This window comes from Pseudomonas sp. NBRC 111138 (assembly GCF_001320835.1).
GTDB classification, from domain to species: Bacteria; Pseudomonadota; Gammaproteobacteria; order Pseudomonadales; family Pseudomonadaceae; genus Aquipseudomonas; species Aquipseudomonas paracarnis.
Genome location: NZ_BCBO01000004.1, coordinates 16,896 through 30,688 on the forward strand (window position 1 = coordinate 16,896; position 13,793 = coordinate 30,688).

Here is a 13,793-nt window from a genome sequence, read left to right on the forward strand (position 1 = left end):
GCCCTCACCCAACCATCAGCTCTGACACCTAGGGCAAAACACACTCGCCCGCTGCCCCAGCACCACATTGCGCAGCTCAGTGCCGCAGACCTTGCACGCCTCGCCGCCCCGGCCATACACGAACAGTTCCTGCTGGAAATACCCCGGCTGCCCATCGCCACCGATAAAGTCCCGCAACGTGGTACCGCCCCGCTCGATGGCAGCGGCCAGCACCCGCTTGATCTCAATCGCCAGCTTCAAATAACGCCCGCGTGAAATTCCCCCGGCGGCGCGGCGCGGGTCAATCCCAGCTGCAAACAGCGCTTCTGTCGCATAGATATTGCCCACGCCTACCACCACCGCGTTGTCCATGATGAACGGCTTCACCGCCATCGACTTGCCGCGAGACAGCTGGAACAAACGCTCGCCATCAAACAGGTCGGTCAACGGCTCCGGCCCCAGCCGCATCAGCAACTCATGGTTGTGCGGGTCGAGGCTCCAGAGCATCGCACCGAAGCGCCGCGGGTCGGTGTAGCGCAGGGCCATACCCGATTCCAGCTCGATATCCACATGTTCATGCTTGGCCGCCGGCATACCTACCTCCACCAGGCGCAAGTTGCCCGACATGCCCAGGTGGCTGATCAAGGTGCCCACCTCGGCATTGATCAACAGGTATTTGGCCCGGCGCTCCACCAGCACGATGCGCTGCCCTGACAGGCGCACATCCAGGTCTTCCGGAATTGGCCAGCGCAGGCGCCGCTCACGCACTACCACGCGGCTGACGCGCTGGCCTTCCAGGTGCGGGGCAATGCCGCGTCGGGTGGTTTCGACTTCTGGTAACTCGGGCATGTGTACCTCTTGAATGACGGGTTAGTGCGCGCCCAGTTCGCGGATCGACAACTTCAGGCTCTCGAAGTCGTAGTCCGACAGGCCCACGTAATCCAGCACCAGGTGGCCGATGGCATTCCACTCATGGTCCACCGCCTGGTTACCCAGTACGCGGTAAGACGAACAGATATGCTCGGCCATCTTCAAAATGGCCAGCAGGTTCTTGAGCTGCGGGTTGCGCGTCGTCTCATCGCTGAAAATCACCAGGGCGTTATGGTGATTGGCGATGGCGTCGGTGACATGCTCCGGCAGGCGCCAGGACTTGGCGGTGTAGTAGCCGACTACCGCATGGTTGGTGTGGAACGCATTGTTCTCGGTATCGACCACGCGGCAATCCGGGCCGGCGTTGGCGTAAGCCTGTTCCAGCACGGACATGTAGTTGGGGAAGCGCTTGAGCATCAACGGCACGCCGCAATCGTGGAACAGGCCCAGGGCATAGGCTTCGTCGACGGTTTGCGAGCCGGTGCGCTTGGCCAGTGTGAGGCAGGTCATGGCCACATCCTGGGCAGTGTCCCAGAAGCGGTTGAGGGTGACGATGGTGTCGTCGCACATCTCGCCCTTGATTGACTGCGCGTTGATCAAATTGATGATCGAGCGGCTGCCCAACAGGTTTACCGCGCGCTGGATCGATGCAATTTTGTTGCTCAGGCCGTAATACGGCGAATTGACGATCTTGAGCAGCGCGCCGGACAAGCCCGGGTCCTGGGAGATCAACCTTGCAATCACTTCCAGGTCCGGGTCGGGCATGTACTGCTCCATCTGCAAATCCACCATGATTTGCGGTTGGGGCGGCACGCTGATGCCTTGCAGGGCCTGTTGGATCTGCTCGGGGGAAAGCTCTTGGGACATAAGTACACACTCTGGGCTAGGCGCGAATTCTACCCCTTATGCCGATGTGGCCGACACCCAAAAACCCAACTGAAACCCGATCGAATGTGGGAGCTGGCTTGCCTGCGATAGCCTCACCACCGTACGTCTGATACACCGCGCCGCCCGCATCGCAGGCAAGCCAGCTCCCACATGAAAGAGTGCGCAAAGGGTATACTCCCGCTCTTTTTTCCGGAGCGACGTCATGTCCCTGCCAAGCCTGCGTCTCAAAGCCAACGCCGATCGTCGTTTGCGCAACGGCCACCTGTGGGTCTACAGCAACGAAATCGACGTGGCCGCCACCCCACTCCACGGCTTCCAGGCAGGCGACCAGGCTATCCTGGAAGCGGCCGGCGGCAAGCCCCTGGGCATCGTGGCCATGAGCCCGAACAACCTGATCTGTGCCCGCCTGCTGTCGCGCGACATCAAGTTGCCACTGGACAAGTCGCTGCTGGTGCACCGCCTCAACGTCGCGCTGTCCCTGCGTGACCGCCTGTTCGACAAGCCGTTCTACCGCCTGGTCTACGGTGATTCCGACCTGCTGCCGGGCCTGGTGGTCGACCGTTTCGGCGACATCCTGGTAGTGCAGATCGCCTCGGCGACCATGGAAGCCCATAAAGAAGACGTGATCGCCGCGCTGACCCAAGTGCTCAAGCCCAGCGGCATCCTGTTCAAGAACGACTCCGCCGCACGCGACGCCGAAGGCCTCAACCGCTACGTCGAAACCGTGTTCGGCCTGGTGCCGGAGTGGGTGGCGCTGGAAGAAAACGGCGTCAAGTTCGAAGCCCCGGTGATCCAGGGCCAGAAAACCGGCTGGTTCTACGACCACCGCATGAACCGCGCCCGCCTGGCCCCGTATGCCAAGGGCAAGCGAGTACTGGACCTGTACAGCTACATCGGCGGCTGGGGCGTGCAGGCTGCAGCCTTCGGCGCCAGTGAAGTGTTCTGCGTCGACGCTTCGGCCTTCGCCCTCGACGGCGTAGAGCGCAACGCCGCGCTGAACGGTTTTGCCGAGAAGATGACCTGTATCGAAGGCGACGTCTTTGAAGCGCTTAAAGAACTGAAAGCCAGCGAAGAACGCTTCGACGTGATCGTCGCCGACCCACCGGCCTTCATCAAGCGCAAAAAAGACATGAAAAACGGCGAAGGCGCCTACCGCCGCCTCAACGAGCAAGCCATGCGCCTGCTCAGCAAGGACGGCATCCTGGTCAGCGCGTCGTGCTCGATGCACCTGCCGGAAGACGATCTGCAGAACATCCTGCTGACCAGCGCCCGCCACCTGGACCGCAATATCCAGATGCTCGAACGCGGCGGCCAGGGCCCGGACCACCCGGTGCACCCGGCGATTGCCGAGACGCGGTATATCAAGAGCATTACCTGCCGGTTGCTACCCAATAGCTGATGCTGTTCCCTGTAGGGACTTGCGGGTTCCTACAGGTTTTCAGGAAATGTCGTACTGCCCCAGGCTTTGACTTTCCGTAGCGCAGACTCGATCCTCGCCCCTCTCATGGAACCGAGGCTCGCGCATGTCGAAGGCAATTACACAGGCTGAAAAACCGCTCTTGGTTTTCTGGCTGATGACCATGACTTTGCTGGGCGTCTTCCCCCTTGACGTCGTACTGCCCTCCTTTCCCGCCCTGGCTGAACACTTCCATACCTCGACCACCCATATCGCTCGATCCGTCAGCCTGTTCGCCATTGGATTTTCCTGCTCAATGCTGCTGATCGGCCCGCTGTCCGACAGAATCGGTCGCAAGAAGCTACTCCTGGCCAGTATGGTAGTAGCCATCCTGGGTGCAGTCGGGTGTCTGGCCGCCAGAAACACGCCCCAATTCCTGTTCTTCCGGGTCATTCAGGCCATAGGCTGCGGTGGTTTCATACTGTCCCAAGCGCTGGTGCAGGACCTTTTTTTCGGCAGGGAACAGGAGCGGTTGCGCATAGCAATGGCCACGGCCGGAGGCATTTTCATGTCGATTTCCCCAGTGCTGGGCGCATGGCTGCAATTGCACTGGGGATGGAAAGCCAGCTTCTACGCGTTTATCGCCCTCTGTGCCGCAACGTGGATTATGGCTCACCGATTACTGCATGGCGGCTTCCCTCCAACCGCGCCAGGCGAGCGGGGTATTTTCAGGGCCTACGCCAAGGTTTTCGCCAACAGACATTTCGCCAGCTACGCCACGATCTCCGCGATCACCTTCGCCTGTCATTTCTCATTCATCGTTGTGTCACCGCTCATTTTCATGGACCAGTTAAAGCTGTCACCCCATGAGTACTCATTGACCTTGCTTCTCTACGGCGCCGCCTACGTAGTGGGTGGCCTCTGTGCAGGCGTCCTGCACAAACGGCTGGCGGCGGCTACCCAGATGGCAGTCGGGCTGGTTCTGATCGCTATCTCTGGCGTGGTCATGCTGCTGTTGGCCTACCTGTTCGGCTTATCAACCCCGACAGTGTTGGTGCCCATGCTGCTCTGCACGGCGGGCACCACCATCACCCGGCCCATTTCCAACTCCAAGGCCATGAGCCTGTTTCCAGACAATGCGGGAGCCGCGGCTTCCGCCGTTGCGGCAGTGCTGTTCATTGCTGGCGGCTGTATCAGTGCGTTTATCAGCACCTTTACCCACCAGTTGAGTACTGCGCTTGGCTTGTGTTTTCTGATCCTGAGCCTCGCCGCCCTTGCGTTGAACTCATGGGCAAGGCGCCACCCGCACGTCCTGTAGCGGCTAACTTCAAGGTTGCGCCCATTCCCTCCAGCCGCCAGCGGTGTAGAATCGGCCCTATTCATCGCCAGTCATCCCCCGGCGGGTTTATGAGCTCGAGGCCCAAGCAAGCGGCGATCCCGCGATGCGAGTGGCAACTTCCGGACACACGGCCATTTTCTGAGTGTTCCAGTCGTCAATTAGAAGCTCACTCCCCTTTAGTACTTGATTAGCCGCCCGGAGTGCTCCAATGCCTGATTACCGCTCGAAAACATCCACCCACGGCCGCAACATGGCCGGTGCGCGCGCGCTGTGGCGTGCCACGGGGATGAAAGATGACGACTTCAAAAAGCCGATCATCGCGATTGCCAACTCGTTCACCCAGTTCGTGCCTGGCCATGTCCACCTCAAGGACCTGGGCCAACTGGTCGCCCGCGAGATCGAACGCGCCGGTGGCGTGGCAAAGGAATTCAACACCATTGCCGTGGATGACGGCATCGCCATGGGCCATGACGGCATGCTGTATTCGCTGCCGAGCCGCGAGATCATCGCTGACTCCGTGGAGTACATGGTCAACGCCCACTGCGCCGACGCCATTGTGTGCATCTCCAACTGCGACAAGATCACCCCCGGCATGTTGATGGCTGCCTTGCGCCTGAACATCCCGGTGATCTTCGTCTCCGGCGGGCCGATGGAAGCCGGCAAGACCAAACTCGCCTCCCACGGCCTCGACCTCGTCGACGCCATGGTGATCGCCGCCGACTCCAGCGCTTCTGACGAGAAGGTCGCCGAATACGAGCGCAGCGCCTGCCCGACCTGCGGTTCGTGCTCCGGCATGTTCACCGCCAACTCGATGAACTGCCTGGTGGAAGCCCTGGGTCTCGCCTTGCCGGGCAACGGTTCCACACTGGCCACTCACAGCGACCGCGAGCAGTTGTTCCTGCAGGCCGGCCGCACCATCGTCGAGCTGTGCAAGCGTTACTACGGCGAGAACGATGAGTCGGTGTTGCCGCGCAATATCGCCAACTTCAAGGCGTTCGAAAACGCCATGACCCTGGACATCGCCATGGGCGGTTCCACCAACACCATCCTGCACCTGCTGGCCGCGGCCCAGGAAGCCGAGATCGACTTCGACCTGCGCGACATCGACCGCCTGTCCCGTCACGTGCCGCAACTGTGCAAAGTCGCGCCGAACATCCAGAAGTACCACATGGAAGACGTGCACCGCGCCGGCGGGATCTTCTCGATCCTCGGCTCCCTGGCCCGTGGCGGCCTGCTGCACACCGACCTGCCAACCGTGCACAGCAAGTCCATCGCCGAAGGCATCGCCAAGTGGGACATCACCCAGACCGACGACGAAGCCGTGCACACCTTCTTCAAGGCCGGCCCGGCCGGTATCCCGACGCAGACGGCGTTCAGTCAGTCGACCCGTTGGGACACCCTGGATGACGACCGTGAAAACGGCTGCATCCGCAGTGTCGAGCACGCCTACTCGCAAGAAGGCGGCCTGGCCGTGCTGTACGGCAACATCGCCCTCGACGGCTGTGTGGTCAAAACGGCAGGCGTGGATGAGTCCATCCACGTCTTCGAAGGCCGCGCCAAGATCTACGAAAGCCAGGACAGCTCGGTACGCGGCATCCTCGCGGACGAAGTCAAGGAAGGCGATATCGTGATCATCCGCTACGAAGGCCCCAAAGGCGGCCCGGGTATGCAGGAGATGCTTTACCCCACGTCCTACCTGAAATCCAAAGGCCTGGGCAAAGCCTGCGCCCTGCTGACCGACGGCCGTTTCTCCGGCGGCACGTCGGGCCTGTCCATCGGCCACGCTTCGCCGGAAGCCGCTGCCGGTGGCGCGATTGGCCTGGTGCAGGATGGCGACAAGGTGCTGATCGACATCCCGAACCGCTCGATCAACCTGTTGATCAGCGATGAAGAACTGGCAGCACGCCGGGTTGAGCAGGACAAGAAAGGCTGGAAGCCAGTGGAGAAGCGCCCGCGTAAAGTCACCACCGCATTGAAGGCCTACGCGTTGTTGGCCACCAGTGCCGACAAGGGTGCCGTACGCAACAAAGCCATGCTCGACGGCCTGTAAGCCCCGCGCATAAAAAAGCCCCGCCAGGTGCGGGGCATTTTTATGCCTGGAAATCCCATATGGGACGGGGCTTACCCCTAATGCCAGTGTAGGAGCGAGCTTGCTCGCGAAAAGCGTCAACGATAACGCGTACTTACTGAATAAACGCGGTGCCTTTGAGTTTTTCGCGAGCAAGCTCGCTCCTACAGCAATGATGCGTCAAGCTTTAGAACTGTGGGGTATAGGTCATGGTGAACATCACATTGCGTGGGTCCCCGTAGTAGTTGCTGCCCCAGTTCGCGTTGTAGGCTGGGATGTAATACTTCTTGTCGAACATGTTGTTCAGGTTTGCCGCCACGGTGAATTCCTGGTTGATCTTGTAGGCCACCCGCGAATCCCACAATGCATTGCCCGGCACGCTGAACGTACGGTCATAGGCTTCGGTGCTGCTTTGCGCGGTCACACCGGCACCCACGCTCCAATGTTGCCAATCGCCCGGCAACTGGTAATCACCCCAGACCTTGAGCAAGTGCTTGGGGGTCCAAGTGCTGAAAATCTTGCCTTCGTAGGTGTCGTCCTTGAGGAATTCAGTGGTGTTGTAGGTGTAGCTGGAGGCCAGCTGCAGGCCTGGCAGCACCTCACCACTGAGTGTGGCTTCAAAGCCTTGGCTGCGGACCTTGCCAGAGGCGACCGAGCAGTACCAACCATTGCAGTTCATTGGCCCTTGCAGGTCCTGCACGCTACGGTTTTCCTGATCGTAACGGAAGATCGCAAACGAGGTATTGAGGCGCCCGTCAGCCAGCTCTCCCTTGATGCCCAACTCGTAGTTTTTGCCCTCGATAGGCTTGAGCAGGGAGCCGGAGGTGGTCAGGTTGGTTTGCGGCTCAAAGGCATCGGCATAGCTGGCGTAGGCCGACCACTGCTCGTTGAGCGCATAGACCAGGCCGGCGTAGGGCGTAACCTTGCCATTGGACTGGGTGGTATTGTCCTGCGGGGCACCATATGTGCCTTTGAAACCACTCTGGCCAATGTAGGAATAGTCATACCAACTGGTACGCGCACCGACGATCAACGTCAGCGGGTCCAGGACTTTCACACGCCAGGTGCCATAGATGCCTTTCTGGCGAATGTCATACCAGCTCTTCGAGGCGGCACCCTCCTGGAACAATTGGTATTTGTCGCGCTGTGGGCGGTTGTGGTCGATGTTGAAGATATCCGCGCCGGGGTTTGAAGCCCGTGCCCACTGGTCGTCGGTGGTGAGCTTGGAATAGTTGGCGCCCAGCACCACTTCCTGCTGGAAGCCCAGCCCCTCAAACTTGCCGTTTACATACACATCCGCGCCGCGGCTCTTGGTATTGAAGTCGGTGATCCAATCTACATAGGGCACAGTGCCACCGCCGACGGGTACCGTGTCCCACGTCGCCTGGTAGGTTGCGTCGTTGTGCTCATCCATGGCTACCAGTGCGGCTTTCACTTTCCAGTTATCGTTGAAGCGGTGCTCGATGTCGGCAAACACCTGAGTCTGATTGTTGACGCTGCGGTTCCAACTGGCGCCGACAAATGTCGAACGCGGCAGACCGATATCACTGCCGTCGGCATAACGGGGCAACGACATGAAGTTGGGGCGCGAATGGCCCTTCTGGTTACTGATGCCCAGGCCGACGGTGGTGTCGGGAGTGAAATCGTAGTCGACGGCGCCATAAACCGTCTGGTTCCAGCCGCCCGCATAGTCGACGAAGGAGTCGGTGGTGTCGTAATCCGCCACGAAGCGTCCGCGCAAGGTGCCTTCGGCGTTCAGCGGGCCACCGACATCGACCTGAGTGCCGTAGTGGTCCCATGAGCCAGCCTTGGCGGTAATGGTCGCCGTCGGCGCTTGCTGCCCGCGCTTGCGCACCAGGTTCATGGTGCCGCCGGGGCTGTTGGCACCTTGCAGCAAGGCGGCCGGGCCGCGCAGCGTCTCGACGCGGTCGTAAATGGCCATGTTTTCGGTGAGATAGCTGCCCAAGGTGTAAGTGTTACGTGGAATCCCCACACCGTCGTATTGCAGGGTGCCAACCTCGAAGCCACGGGAGAAGATGAACATACCGGAGCCGGGAGACTTGGTCGCTGTCAGGCCGGGCGTGCGCTTGACCACTTCAGAGAGCTTGGTGGTGTTCTGATCATCCATCTGCTTGCGGGTCATGACGCTGACCGACTGCGGGATGTCCTTGAGTTTTTGCTCGCCCTTGCCCAGGGTCACAGCCCCCGTGGTGTACGAGCCCGTGCCTTCGGTGGTGACGCCCAGGCGTTCGGCCGTGATGGTGGTGGCGCCCACTTCCAGGGCAGAACCTGGTACCACACGTTTTTCCAGGGTGACGGTATCGGCATTGATAAACGCCGCGCTCAGTCCCGTGCCGCCGAGCAGTTGCCCCAAGGCTTCACGCTGCCCCAGGTTGCCCTTCACACCCGGCGATATCACCCCCTGGGTCAACTCCCCATTCACTAGCACCTGAACCCGCGTCACCGCCGAGAACGCCGCCAGCGCAGCGTCCAGGCCCTGCCCGGGAATATCGAAGCGGTAGGTCTGGGCCTGCTTGGCCTCAGCGGCCTGCAGGTACGACGGCGCGATACAGCTGGCCAAGGAAATGGCCAAGGCCAGCAAGGGCCGTGTGGCGAATCGGTGTGCCATGAATGGTGCTCCCCGGTACAAAAGTCTGTGATCGGCGCCGCACTACTTGAGAGTGCTTACTATTTACGCCTCAGTGATCAAGGACGATGGCTTGCGGGGAAACCCTGAAAATATTTTGAGAAATTGCCGTCAGGACGCATTGCCTTCACGCAACACCAGCAAATACGGGGTGTAGTGCTCGGCACGCAGGTTGAGGGTGTATTCCAACGCCTTGAGCACGGCATCGGGCTTGTCGATTTCGAACACGCCGGACACTACCCGACTGCGCAACGCATCACCGAGCACCAGCGTCTTGCCGGGCCAGTAACGGTTCAGTTCAGAGACCACCACCGACAAAGGTTGCTGACGGAACACCAGTTGCCGCTGACGCCAGGCAAAGCCGCTGGCCGGGTCGAAACCGTGGACGTGTGCAAGGTGCCGGCTCTGATACTCCACGGCCCGCCCCGGTTCCAGATAGACCGGCGTGCCGCTCCCTGCACTGACTTCAACCTTGCCCTGCGCCACCTGCACACGCGTCTGGTCATCACGCCGCGCCACACTGAACTGGGTGCCGACCACTCGCACCCAGCCGTCGCCCGACTGCACCACGAAGGGCCGTGCGGGGTCCTTGGTCACATCGAAGAAACCTTCGCCACGCAGCAAACGAATCTGCCGCTCACCCGCAGTCATGCGGATTTGCACCGCACTGTCGGTGTTGAGTTGAAGGTGGGAACCATCGGCCAGTTCAATGCTGCGCGACTCGCCAGTGCCGGTGGCGTAGTCGGCGCGCAAGCGGTCAAGCCAGGGAGTGTTCTGCACGGTCAGGCCCACGGCCAGCAACACGGCAGCCGCATACGCCCAGCGCCGCAGCGGTTTACGCCAGGTGGCCTGCTCGGCACGGCGAATGACGCGCGCCGGCTCACGCAGGCCACCGAGCATCGCCTGCACTTCCTGCCAGGCATCATCCTGCGCCTGGCCCTGACCGAGCCACGCAGCAAAGGCGTCCATTTCAGCCGGGGTCAAGTCCTCGGCGTGCAGGCGGAAATACCAGCCGGACGCCTCTTCGAACAACACATCAGCAGTAGGCAGGGCAGTCATGACCGACGTCCTTGTGCATCGCAGGCTAGGCGCGTCTTGATGTACCCACGGCATTCAATCAAGGCGCGACGCAATTGGTATTCCACACTGCGCGGGCTGATCGACAGGCGTTCGCCAATCTCGCGGTAGGAAAGCTCGTCGACATGATAGAGCAGGAAGATCTGCCGAGTCGCCTCGGGCAGGCCCAGGATCGCATCCTGCATCAGTTGCTCCTGCTGATAGGCGGCCAGTTGTTCGTCGGCACCGGGGTTGCTGCAGGGCAGTTCTTCGCTCGGTGCGCCGGCATCCAGACGCTCGCGGCGGATAGCCTGGCGCTGGTGGTCGCGCACCAGGTTGCTGGCAATGGTGAAGAGGAACGCGGGTAGGTTATCGATCTTCTCGCCGGACTCCAGGCGCGCCAGGCGCAGGAAGGATTCCTGGGTCAGGTCGGCAGCCACCTGGGCGCTGCCGGTGCGGCGCGTGACGAAGGCTTCGAGGGCTTTCTTCTGCTCCGCGAACAGGCGCGCGATCTGCGTATTCCAGGAGGACACAGCACTACCTTGAGAAGAACGGACGGTTCAGGGAGTGCGCACGCTAGCAAAGAATGAGATTAGTTCGCAATTGATATCTATTTTGCCTTTGAGTCTGCGGTGTTCTTAAGACCGCCTTCGCGGGCAAGCCCGCTCCCACAGTTGACCGCGCCCCAACATGAGAATGCGGTCGACGGTGGAAGCTGGCTTGTCTGCGATGCAGTGACTCGGTCTTACTGGATCTCTTCCGGCTTGACGACCACCCAGTTCTTGTCCGCCGTCACCGGCAGCCCTTCCTTGGCTTGCGCCGCCGCGTGCTTGGCGATCATGCCGTTGAGTTGGGTCATGTACTTGTCTTTGCGGTTGATCCACAGGTGGACGCCGCCCTTGGCCACGTCCACATCGTGGAACAGCATGTAGCCGTCGCTGGTCGGTGTGTCACCGCCGACAATCACTGGTTTTTTCCATTCGTCGATGTAGGTGAGGATCGCCGCGTGCTTGCCGGCCATCCAGGTCGCCGGGGTCCATAGGTAGGGGGTCAGTTCCAGGCCGAGGTTGCTCTTCTCGTCATACTTGCCGGCAGTGATCTGTTTGCGTGCGGTGGTCAGCTCGCCGGTCTTGCGGTCCTTGAGCATCGTGGTCACGCCGATGACGTTCTCGGGTTTGACGTTGTAGCCGTACTTCGGATCAGCCGCGACCATGCGCACCAACTCCTCGGACGCGGCGGTCATCACATAGACCTCGATGCCGTTTTCCATCAGTTTGTTGTACAGCTCGGCCTGGCCGGTGAAGACTTTTGGCGGCTGTACCTCGGATTTTTTCACCACGTCGCCTTCGAAATAGCTGACCGGCACGGGCTTGCCGGAGGCCATCAGCTCGTCGACCTGCACTTTGAGTTCCTTGAGGGTGAAGCCGGAAAAAATCTGCGCAACCCAGGGGTAGCAGACCATGTCGTCGACTTCGCACAGGCGATAGTAGTAGCTGAACAGACTTTCCTTATGGTCGGCGGTGTCTTTGAAGGGGATAAGCTTGAGCGAAGGGTCCATGGTTTCGCGGGTGATCAGGCCCTTGTTTTCCATGAACGGCAGCAAGGACTCTTCAAGGTCGTAGCGGTAACTGGTGTTGTCCATATCGAACACCGCGTAGTTACCCTTGTTGGCGTTGGCGGCGATCATTTCATTGAGTTGTTTGGCGGCAGGTGCCGGCCAGTGTTTCAACTCGGTGGCGGCAAACGCCTGGCTGGCGAGCCCGAGGCAAAAGGCGGCGGATAACAGTAGTTTCGGCGCGAGCTTCATAGGCGTTGTCTCCCTCAAGTGAAAGACATCGACGCTAACAAATCCGTATGACAGTTATCGCCCGAGCGCGACCGCTGACGTCGCGATTGCGCCAAGCGCATACGCCTGGGCGTCAAACGCTTATTCCAAAAACGACAGTCGCCATTCCATATTGGTATTAAATCAATATATTTCAAGCTGTTAGGCTTCCCGGTTCGCAATCGCAGGCTCACGCGATTGGCTGCCTTCTCAACGGAGCTTCAATGAATCTGCCCCTGATTCTCAATTTATTGGTGTTCGTGGCCCTGTTGCTGGGCCTGGCACAAACCCGCCGTACAAACTGGAGCCTCGCCAAGAAGGTGCTGTTCGCCCTGGTGCTTGGCGTGCTGTTCGGTGCGGCGTTGCATACGATCTACGGCGACGGCAACCCGGTGCTCAAAGCTTCGATCGGCTGGTTTGACCTGGTCGGCAACGGCTATGTGCAGCTGCTGCAAATGATCGTGATCCCGCTGGTATTCGCCTCGATCCTCAGTGCCGTGGCACGCCTGCACAACGCCTCGTCCCTGGGCAAGATCAGCTTCCTGACCATCGGCACGCTGCTGTTCACCACGGCCATCGCGGCCCTGATCGGCATCGGCCTGACCAACCTGTTCGGCCTCACTGCCGAAGGTCTGGTGGCCGGCACCCAGGAAATGGCGCGCCTGCAAGTGATCCAGAGTGATTACGCGGGCAAGGTTGCCGACCTGAATATCCCGCAGTTGCTGCTGTCGTTCGTACCGGCCAACCCGTTCGCCGACCTGGCCCGGGCCAAGCCGACGTCGATCATCAGCGTGGTGATTTTCGCCGCGTTCCTTGGGGTTGCCGCGCTGCAACTGCTCAAGGACGACGTGGAAAAAGGCCAGAAAGTCCTTAACGCCATCGACACCCTGCAAGCCTGGGTGATGCGCCTGGTGCGCCTGGTGATGAAGCTGACCCCCTACGGTGTGCTGGCGCTGATGACCAAAGTGGTCGCCGGTTCCAACCTGCAAGACATCATCAAGCTGGGCAGTTTCGTGGTGGTGTCGTACCTGGCCCTGGGCCTGATGTTCGTGGTGCACGGCCTGCTGCTGTCCTTGGCCGGGATCAACCCGCTGCGCTTCTTCCGCAAGGTGTGGCCGGTGCTGACCTTCGCCTTCACCAGCCGCTCCAGCGCTGCAAGCATCCCGCTGAGCATTGAAGCGCAGACCCGTCGCCTGGGCATCCCGCAATCCATCGCCGGCTTCGCCGCCTCGTTTGGCGCGACCATCGGCCAGAACGGTTGTGCCGGTCTTTACCCTGCGATGTTGGCGGTGATGGTCGCGCCGACTGTGGGCATCAACCCGTTGGACCCGCTGTGGATCGCGACCCTGGTGGCGATAGTGACCTTGAGTTCGGCGGGCGTTGCCGGCGTGGGCGGCGGTGCGACCTTTGCCGCGCTGATCGTGCTGCCGGCCATGGGCTTGCCGGTGTCACTGGTGGCGCTGTTGATTTCCGTGGAGCCGCTGATCGACATGGGCCGTACGGCGTTGAACGTCAATGGTTCGATGACGGCGGGGGCGATTACCAGCCAGATCATGGGGCAGACGGATAAAGCGTTGCTGGATGCCGATGAGCATGCCGAACTGGCGCAGGCATAAAGGCTTATAACCTGTAGGAGCGAGCTTGCTCGCGAAGAACCTGAGGGCGCCGCGTTCATTCAGAATGCCCGCGTCATCGTTGACGATCTTCGCGAGCAAGCTCGCTCCT

General features: G+C 60.6%; 10 protein-coding genes and 1 pseudogene. 4 read left to right on the forward strand and 7 right to left on the reverse strand.

Going from position 1 to position 13,793, the window contains the following annotated elements; translation table 11 throughout:
- Positions 1-15 precede the first annotated feature (15 nt).
- Positions 16-828, reverse strand: a complete 813-nt coding sequence (mutM, locus tag APH41_RS01000) for a bifunctional DNA-formamidopyrimidine glycosylase/DNA-(apurinic or apyrimidinic site) lyase (RefSeq protein ID WP_003195148.1) — start codon at positions 826-828, stop codon at positions 16-18.
- Between the two features lie 21 nt (positions 829-849).
- Positions 850-1,662, reverse strand: a complete 813-nt coding sequence (locus APH41_RS01005; protein ID WP_169918786.1) for an HDOD domain-containing protein — start codon at positions 1,660-1,662, stop codon at positions 850-852.
- 277 nt (positions 1,663-1,939) lie between these two features.
- Here APH41_RS01005 and APH41_RS01010 point away from each other — a divergent pair, with 277 nt between their 5' ends.
- The 3 genes from APH41_RS01010 (at position 1,940) to ilvD (ending at position 6,522) form a co-directional block, all read left to right on the forward strand.
- The gene (locus tag APH41_RS01010; protein WP_054917021.1) at positions 1,940-3,136 is read left to right on the forward strand and encodes a class I SAM-dependent rRNA methyltransferase; all 1,197 of its coding nucleotides are present in this window, start codon (positions 1,940-1,942) and stop codon (positions 3,134-3,136) included.
- A 124-nt stretch (positions 3,137-3,260) separates the two neighbouring features.
- The gene (locus APH41_RS01015) at positions 3,261-4,451 is read left to right on the forward strand and encodes an MFS transporter (protein ID WP_054917024.1); all 1,191 of its coding nucleotides are present in this window, start codon (positions 3,261-3,263) and stop codon (positions 4,449-4,451) included.
- 229 nt (positions 4,452-4,680) lie between these two features.
- Positions 4,681-6,522 (forward strand): dihydroxy-acid dehydratase, encoded by a 1,842-nt coding sequence (gene ilvD, locus APH41_RS01020; protein WP_003195159.1) that lies wholly within the window; start codon positions 4,681-4,683, stop codon positions 6,520-6,522.
- 205 nt (positions 6,523-6,727) lie between these two features.
- Here ilvD and APH41_RS01025 read toward each other — a convergent pair whose 3' ends face one another.
- The 4 genes from APH41_RS01025 to APH41_RS01040 all read right to left on the reverse strand — a co-directional run bounded on the left by APH41_RS01025 (position 6,728) and on the right by APH41_RS01040 (position 12,050).
- On the reverse strand, positions 6,728-9,169 hold the full coding sequence (locus APH41_RS01025) for a TonB-dependent siderophore receptor (protein WP_054917025.1): 2,442 nt from the start codon (positions 9,167-9,169) through the stop codon (positions 6,728-6,730).
- A gap of 129 nt (positions 9,170-9,298) precedes the next feature.
- Positions 9,299-10,246: a FecR family protein gene (locus APH41_RS01030; protein WP_054917027.1), complete on the reverse strand. Its 948-nt coding sequence runs from the start codon at positions 10,244-10,246 to the stop codon at positions 9,299-9,301.
- Positions 10,243-10,776, reverse strand: coding sequence for an RNA polymerase sigma factor (locus APH41_RS01035; RefSeq protein ID WP_034128963.1), 534 nt, complete (start codon positions 10,774-10,776; stop codon positions 10,243-10,245). The genes APH41_RS01030 and APH41_RS01035 overlap by 4 nt, the downstream gene beginning before the upstream one ends.
- A 212-nt stretch (positions 10,777-10,988) precedes the next feature.
- Positions 10,989-12,050 (reverse strand): hypothetical protein, encoded by a 1,062-nt coding sequence (locus tag APH41_RS01040; protein WP_054917029.1) that lies wholly within the window; start codon positions 12,048-12,050, stop codon positions 10,989-10,991.
- A gap of 242 nt (positions 12,051-12,292) precedes the next feature.
- On the opposite strand from APH41_RS01040, the gene APH41_RS01045 reads away from it, so the two are divergent.
- Positions 12,293-13,684, forward strand: a complete 1,392-nt coding sequence (locus tag APH41_RS01045; protein ID WP_054917031.1) for an L-cystine transporter — start codon at positions 12,293-12,295, stop codon at positions 13,682-13,684.
- A gap of 12 nt (positions 13,685-13,696) precedes the next feature.
- Here the strand turns inward: APH41_RS01045 and APH41_RS29585 are convergent.
- Positions 13,697-13,783, reverse strand: a pseudogene (locus tag APH41_RS29585) (outer membrane lipoprotein carrier protein LolA); the annotation flags it as partial.
- Positions 13,784-13,793: the final 10 nt, after the last annotated feature.

Bases quoted from the DNA above. Each gene is read 5' to 3' on its own strand.
- APH41_RS01010 (WP_054917021.1), top strand. From the start codon at position 1,940: ATGTCCCTGCCAAGCCTGCGTCTCAAAGCCAACGCCGATCGTCGTTTG.
- APH41_RS01025 (WP_054917025.1), bottom strand. From the start codon at position 9,169: ATGGCACACCGATTCGCCACACGGCCCTTGCTGGCCTTGGCCATTTCC.
- APH41_RS01040 (WP_054917029.1), bottom strand. From the start codon at position 12,050: ATGAAGCTCGCGCCGAAACTACTGTTATCCGCCGCCTTTTGCCTCGGG.
- APH41_RS01015 (WP_054917024.1), top strand. From the start codon at position 3,261: ATGTCGAAGGCAATTACACAGGCTGAAAAACCGCTCTTGGTTTTCTGG.
- APH41_RS01045 (WP_054917031.1), top strand. From the start codon at position 12,293: ATGAATCTGCCCCTGATTCTCAATTTATTGGTGTTCGTGGCCCTGTTG.
- ilvD (WP_003195159.1), top strand. From the start codon at position 4,681: ATGCCTGATTACCGCTCGAAAACATCCACCCACGGCCGCAACATGGCC.
- mutM (WP_003195148.1), bottom strand. From the start codon at position 828: ATGCCCGAGTTACCAGAAGTCGAAACCACCCGACGCGGCATTGCCCCG.
- APH41_RS01030 (WP_054917027.1), bottom strand. From the start codon at position 10,246: ATGACTGCCCTGCCTACTGCTGATGTGTTGTTCGAAGAGGCGTCCGGC.